6 protein-coding genes are annotated in these 6102 nt (G+C 73.0%); 1 reads left to right on the top strand and 5 read right to left on the bottom strand.

The window, feature by feature from the left end:
* A partial coding sequence (locus tag EAO75_RS08580; RefSeq protein WP_222723923.1) for an NAD-dependent formate dehydrogenase occupies window positions 1-999 on the top strand: 999 nt, incomplete at its 5' end.
* A 25-nt stretch (window positions 1000-1024) separates the two neighbouring features.
* Here EAO75_RS08580 and EAO75_RS08575 read toward each other — a convergent pair.
* The 5 genes from EAO75_RS08575 to EAO75_RS08555 form a co-directional block, all read right to left on the bottom strand.
* Window positions 1025-1420 (bottom strand): molybdopterin-binding protein, encoded by a 396-nt coding sequence (locus EAO75_RS08575; RefSeq protein ID WP_147994450.1) that lies wholly within the window; start codon window positions 1418-1420, stop codon window positions 1025-1027.
* Window positions 1421-1650: 230 nt separating this feature from the next.
* Window positions 1651-2643, bottom strand: a complete 993-nt coding sequence (locus EAO75_RS08570) for a TAXI family TRAP transporter solute-binding subunit (RefSeq protein WP_147994449.1) — start codon at window positions 2641-2643, stop codon at window positions 1651-1653.
* Window positions 2640-4058 carry a sensor histidine kinase gene (locus EAO75_RS08565; protein ID WP_147994448.1) on the bottom strand — a complete coding sequence of 473 codons (1419 nt, stop codon included), beginning with the start codon at window positions 4056-4058 and terminating at the stop codon, window positions 2640-2642. Before EAO75_RS08565 ends, EAO75_RS08570 begins: the two co-directional genes overlap by 4 nt.
* A 9-nt stretch (window positions 4059-4067) precedes the next feature.
* On the bottom strand, window positions 4068-4727 hold the full coding sequence (locus EAO75_RS08560; RefSeq protein ID WP_147994447.1) for a response regulator transcription factor: 660 nt from the start codon (window positions 4725-4727) through the stop codon (window positions 4068-4070).
* Between the two features lie 17 nt (window positions 4728-4744).
* Window positions 4745-6094: an MFS transporter gene (locus tag EAO75_RS08555; protein ID WP_147994446.1), complete on the bottom strand. Its 1350-nt coding sequence runs from the start codon at window positions 6092-6094 to the stop codon at window positions 4745-4747.
* Window positions 6095-6102 lie beyond the last annotated feature (8 nt).

The following is a 6102-nucleotide window of genomic DNA, read 5'->3' as shown; positions in this document are numbered from 1 at the left end:
TCCGGGGAACTCGGCCTGCGCGACTACCTGGAGAAGGCCGGCCACACCCTCGTCGTCACCTCCGACAAGGAGGGCGACGGATCCGTCTTCGACCGTGAGCTGCCCGACGCGGACGTCGTCATCTCGCAGCCGTTCTGGCCGGCGTACCTCACCGCGGAGCGCATCGCGGCCGCCCGGAACCTGAAACTGGCCGTCACCGCGGGCATCGGCTCCGACCACGTCGACCTCGACGCGGCCATCGCGCACGGGGTGACGGTCGCCGAGGTGACGTACTGCAACAGCATCAGCGTCGCCGAGCACGTGGTGATGACGACGCTGTCCCTGGTGCGCAACTACCTGCCGTCCCACCAGGTCGTGCGGGACGGCGGCTGGAACATCGCCGACTGCGTGGCCCGCTCGTACGACCTGGAGGGCATGCACGTCGGGACAGTCGCCGCCGGCCGCATCGGCCTTGCGGTGCTGCGGCGCCTCGCGCCCTTCGACGTGAAGCTGCACTACACCGACCGGCACCGGCTGCCGCGCGAGCTGGAGGAGGAGCTCGGGCTCACCTTCCACGCGACGGCCGCCGACATGGTGCCCACTTGCGACGTCGTCACGATCAACGCACCGCTGCACCCGGAGACCGAGGGCCTCTTCGGCGACGAACTGCTCGCGACGATGAAGCGTGGCGCCTACCTCATCAACACCGCCCGGGCGAGGATCGTGGACCGGGACGCCGTGGACCGCGCCCTGCGCAGCGGGCGGTTGGCGGGCTACGGAGGGGACGTCTGGTACCCGCAGCCCGCCCCCGCCGACCACCCCTGGCGCACCATGCCGCACCACGGCATGACCCCGCACATCTCGGGCTCCTCCCTCTCCGCGCAGGCCCGCTACGCCGCGGGCACCCGCGAGATCCTGGAGTCCTGGTTCGCGGGCCGCCCGATCCGCGACGAGTACCTGATCGTGGACGGCGGCGCCCTCGCCGGGACCGGAGCGCACTCCTACTCGGTCACCAAGTGAGGGCGGAGGTCACCGCCCGGCACGCTCAGACGCGGTCGATGTGCACATTCGTCGACTTCACCCGGGCGGTGRCCTCCATGCCCACCTCCAGCCCCAACTCCTCCACGGCCTCCCGTGTCAGCAGCGACACCAGCCGGTGCGGTCCGGCCTGGATCTCCACCTGGGCGGCCACGTCACCCAGCTTGATCGCGGTGACGATGCCGGGGAAGGCGTTGCGGACCGAGGTGTAGGAGGCGTCCTCCTCGCCGCTGCCGCCCTTGGCGAGCTCCACCGAGAAGGCGGCCAGGTCCTTCCCGTCGATGAGCCGTCTGCCGCCCTCGTCGCGATGGGTCGCCACGCGCCCCGCGTCAGCCCACCGCCGCGCGGTGTCCGGGCTCACGCCGAGCAGCCGTGCGGCCTGGCCGATCGTGTATGACTGCATGCAGGCCAAGATAGGTCAGGGGCGGGCTGGGACAGCGCAGCGGGGACCTGTAACAGCCGGGGCCGTCGGCCGTGGTTTGCGGGCGGAATCGGGCCGCGCGTGGCAGGCGCCGTTGCTTCCCGCTGGGATTCCTGGCCGGGCCGCCTGCGCCTGGCTGCCGCAGCGGTTCTCGAGCAGGAGCGCACCGGCGCAGACGGCGACAGCCTAGGCCGGCCGACGAAGTCGGGCCGCTAGCCGTGCAGTTCGCGGTACGCGACGACCGCACCGGGATGCAGGGGCACGGCCCCGGTCGAGATCAGGCTGCGGGCGTCCAGGAACTGGGTGCCCAGGGCCGTGGTGGGGACGAGGTGCGTGGCGCGGCGCACCAGGACGTCGGTGAGGGCGGCGGCGACGGGGGAGGGCAGGTCGGGGCGGCACAGCAGCAGGTTGGCCACACCGATGGTGGTCACCTCGGGCGTGCCCGGGTACGCCCCCGCCGGCACCGTCACCGCCTCAAGACCCGGCCCGGAGGGCTCCCTACCCGCACGCAGGTGGGGGAGCAGTGCGGCGAGCGGTAGGAGGCGGATGCCGCGCCGGGCGCCGAGCCCGGAGAGCGCCGGCAGCGGCAGGCCGCCCGACACCAGCAGGGCGTCGATCTCACCGTCCCGCATCGCGCGTACCGCCTGAGGCAGCAACATACGGCGGACCTGGACGTCGGCACCCGGGGTCAACCCCGCGGCACGCAGCAGGCGGTCGCCGAGCACGGCACCGCCGGACGCGGGCGCGCCCAGTGACACGGTGTGCCCCGCCAGGTCGGCGACGGTCCGGATCTGTGCGTCGGCGCGCACGGCCAGCTGAAGGTAGTTCTCGTACACCCGGCCGATCGCCCGCAGGGGCACCCGCCGGGCGAACGGCTGCGAACCGCCGTACGCGGCCCACGCGATGTCGGCCAGGGACAGCGCCACATCGGCCCGGCGGGACTGCAGCATGCGTATGTTGTCCACGCTGGCCTCGCTGTTGATCACCTCGCAGGACAGCCGGGGGTAGGCCGCCCGCACCTGGTCGGCGAGCAGCAGGCCGAAGGCCGCGTAGAGGTTGCCGGACTCGCCGGTCGCGATCCGCAGCCTGCCCTGCGGGCCACGGTCCGTGTGCCGGGAGTCGGCCGTCCCGGCGGCTGCGAGCAGGCCCGTACCCGCCACGCCGAGGGCGGCGCGCAGCACGGTGCGACGAGCCGTGCCGGTCATGGCGTACGCCCCTTCGTCGTGGGCGTCTCCTGCCCGGCGCGCGGGAGTACGACCCTGACCCGCAGTCCGTGCGGTTCGGCCGACGCGAACTCGACGTGTCCGCCCCGGCCGGCCACCAGTTGCTCCGCGATCGCCAGCCCCAGGCCGCTGCCGCGTACGTCCCGATGGCGCTCGGAGCGCCAGAAGCGCGTTCCCGCCTGGGGGAGTTCGGCCCGGCCGAGCCCCGGGCCGTCGTCCCGCACCTCGAACACCGCGTCCGGGCCCGCGGTGAAGCAGCGCGTTTCGACGCGGGCGCCGCTCCCGGCGTACTTGATCGCGTTGTCCAGGAGGATGTCGGCGACCTGGGCCAGCTCGCCCTCCGTGCAGGCCATCAGGACGACGGGACCGGGGACGCGGTCGAGGTGGACGCCGCCCTGTTCGGCCACCGGGCGCCACAGCTGCGTCTGGGCGTCGGCGATCCCCGTCGCGTCGCAGGACGCCTCCGGCGCGTCCGTCACGGCGAGTTCCCCGGCGCGGTGCTCGGCGTTCGCGAGGGCGAGCAGGTCGTCCAGGAGATGCTCCATGCGTTCGAGCTCTGCGGTCACGCCGGTGTACGTGCGGGTGGCGGAGTCGGGCAGACGGAGCTGCAGGGAGTCGATGCGCAGGCGCAGCGCGGCGAGCGGATTGCGCAGCTGGTGCGAGGTGTCGGCCACCAGGCGGCGCTGCTGTTCCAGTGCGGTGGTCACCGCGTCGGCCATGCGGTTGAAGCCGGTGGCCAGCTGCCGCAGCTCGGGCGGGCCGCCGCCCCGGGCGTGCTCGGCCGGCAGCCCCGCCGCGAGCGCGCCGACCGCGCGGTCCAGGTGATGCAGGGGCCGTACGACCCACCGCGTGGCGGCGCGGGCGAGCAGCACGCAGGCCACGGCGAACAGGCCCGCCCCGGCCAGGACCAGTGCCCAGCGCAGGGCGATGTCGTCGGCGGCGGCCCGCACCGAGGCCCGCAGCACCACGGCGCCCGACACCCGGGTGCCGGTGCCCACCGGGCGGGCGAGCAGCTTGTCGCCCCGGGACCAGGGGCGCAGTGTGCCTCCGGGCGAGACGCGCTGGTTGCGCAGCGCCGCGTCGACCAGACGGGCCACGGCCGGGTCCGCGGCGCGCAGACCTCCCGCCTCCACCACGGGGGCTCGGCGGGCGTCGACGACCACGACCGCCTCGCCGTACAGCTCGGCGTACCGCGTGACCTCGGCGGTCAGCGCGCCGGTGTCACCGCTCTCGGCGGCCTGCCCGGCCAGACCGGCGAAGCGGTCGAGGTCGCCGGTGCGGGCCGCGACGAGCTGCTCCGTACGCTGTGTGCCGGTAACCCCGAGCAGGGGCACGGCGAAACCGGCCACCGCGAGCACCGCGAAGGCTAGGACGACGGTCAGCACCCGGGTACGCATGGGACGGGTTCAGCCGCCGAACCGGTAGCCGAAGCCGCGGATCGTGGTCAGCACGTCCGGGCGGCCGAGTTTCGCCCGCAGCTGGGTCAGATGGACATCCAGCGAGCGGGACACCGCCAGATAGGCGTCGCCCCACACCTCGTCCATCAGCTGCTGCCGGCTGACCGCCGTACCCGCCCGGCCCGCCAGCGCGGCCAGCACCGCGAACTCCTTCGTGGTCAGCCGCACCTCCGCGCCGCCCACCGTCACCCGGCGCGCGTCGAGATCGACCTCGACGTCACCGGCGCGCACCGTACGCGGCGCCGGCGGGCTCGGCGGTGCGGCGCGGCGTGTGACGGCCTCGATCCGGGCCAGCAGCTCGGCCAGCCGCACCGGCTTGACCAGGTAGTCGTCGGCGCCCAGCCGCAGCCCGCGCACCACCGACCGTTCGTCACCGCGCGCGGTGAGGACCACGACCGGAAGACTGCTCACCGCGCGCACCTTGCGCAGCACCTCCAGCCCGTCGAGGTCGGGCAGACCGAGGTCGAGCAGCAGCAGGTCGGCCTGCCGGTGGCGGGCGAGGACGTCCTCGCCGCGCCGCACCCGGGTGGGCATATGACCGTGCTCGTACAGAACCTCGGTCAGCGCACCGGCCACCCCGTCGTCGTCCTCGGCCAGCAGTACGTGCACGCCCGCCACCCTCCCGGTCAGTCCTTGGCCTCGCTCTCCAGCGGCGATCCGTCCGACGTCTCGCGCATCCGAATGTAGACGAGCAGCGAGACCAGGACGCAGGCGGTGACGTAGTAGAAGTACCAGCTCTCGTGGCCGGCGTCCTTGAACCACAGGGCGACGTACTCGGCCGTCCCGCCGAACAGGGCCACGGTCAGCGCGTAGGGCAGGCCGACGCCCAGCGCCCGGATCGAGGTCGGGAACAGCTCGGCCTTCACCACCGCGCTGATCGAGGTGTACAGCGAACTGACGGCCAGCGGACCGACCATGAGCAGGAACGCGTACACGGGATCGCTGGTGTGCGACAGCAGCGTCAGCGAGGGCACCACCACGATCGCCCCCAGCACGCCGAACCCGATCAGCATCGGACGCCGCCCGATCCGGTCGGACAGCAGCCCCATGACCGGCTGGAGCACGACGAACACCAGCAGCGCGAAGAAGTTGATCCAGGCCGCCGTCGGCTTGGCGATGCCGCTGGTGTTGACCATGAACTTCTGCAGGTACGTCGTGTACGTGTAGAAGAACAGCGTGCCGCCCATGGTCAGGCCGACCACGATCAGGCACTGCCGGGGGTAGGACAGCAGCATGCGCAGGCTGCCGCGCGCCGCCCCGCCGTCCTTCTCGTCCCCGCCCTCGGCGGCCGCGGCCACGCGCTCGAAGCTCTCCGACTCGTCCATGCCGCGCCGCAGCCACAGCACGACGATCGCCCCTGCGGCACCGACGACGAACGCGATCCGCCAGCCCCACGACTCCATCTGCGTGCCGCTGAGCAGCTGCTGGAGGACGATCTGGAGGCCGAGCGCGGTCAGCTGGCCGGCGATGAGCGTGACGTACTGGAAGCTGGAGTAGTAGCCGCGCCGGCCGGGCGAGGCGACCTCCGACATATAGGTGGCCGAGGTCGAGTACTCCCCGCCGACCGACAGACCCTGCAACAGCCGCGCCGCCACCAGCAGCACCGGCGCGGCGACCCCGATCGCGCCGTACGACGGCGTCAGCGCCACGATCAGCGAACCGGCCGCCATCAGCGTCACCGACAGCGTCAGCGCCGCGCGCCGGCCACGGCGGTCGGCGTACCGCCCCAGCACCCAGCCGCCGATCGGACGCATCAGGAAGCCGACGGCGAACACGGCCGCGGTGTTGAGCAGTTGGGCGGTCTGGTCGCCGGACGGGAAGAACGCCGCGGCGAAGTACACGCTGAACGCGGTGTACGCGTACCAGTCGTACCATTCGATCAGGTTGCCGATCGATCCGCGCAGGATGTTGCTGACAACCCTGCGCTCGCCGTGGCGTGACTCGCGCGCACCCGCGGTCGTGGTCTGTGTGGCCATCGAGAACT

This window comes from Streptomyces sp. UW30, assembly GCF_008042075.1.
GTDB lineage: Bacteria > Actinomycetota > Actinomycetes > Streptomycetales > Streptomycetaceae > Streptomyces.
This window is presented reverse-complemented; position numbering and strand designations above follow the sequence as displayed.

What these genes read in the sequence shown, in the direction of transcription:
- EAO75_RS08570 (WP_147994449.1), bottom strand. Translation starts at nt 2,643, where the DNA reads ATGACCGGCACGGCTCGTCGCACCGTGCTGCGCGCCGCCCTCGGCGTG.
- EAO75_RS08565 (WP_147994448.1), bottom strand. Translation starts at nt 4,058, where the DNA reads ATGCGTACCCGGGTGCTGACCGTCGTCCTAGCCTTCGCGGTGCTCGCG.
- EAO75_RS08555 (WP_147994446.1), bottom strand. Translation starts at nt 6,094, where the DNA reads ATGGCCACACAGACCACGACCGCGGGTGCGCGCGAGTCACGCCACGGC.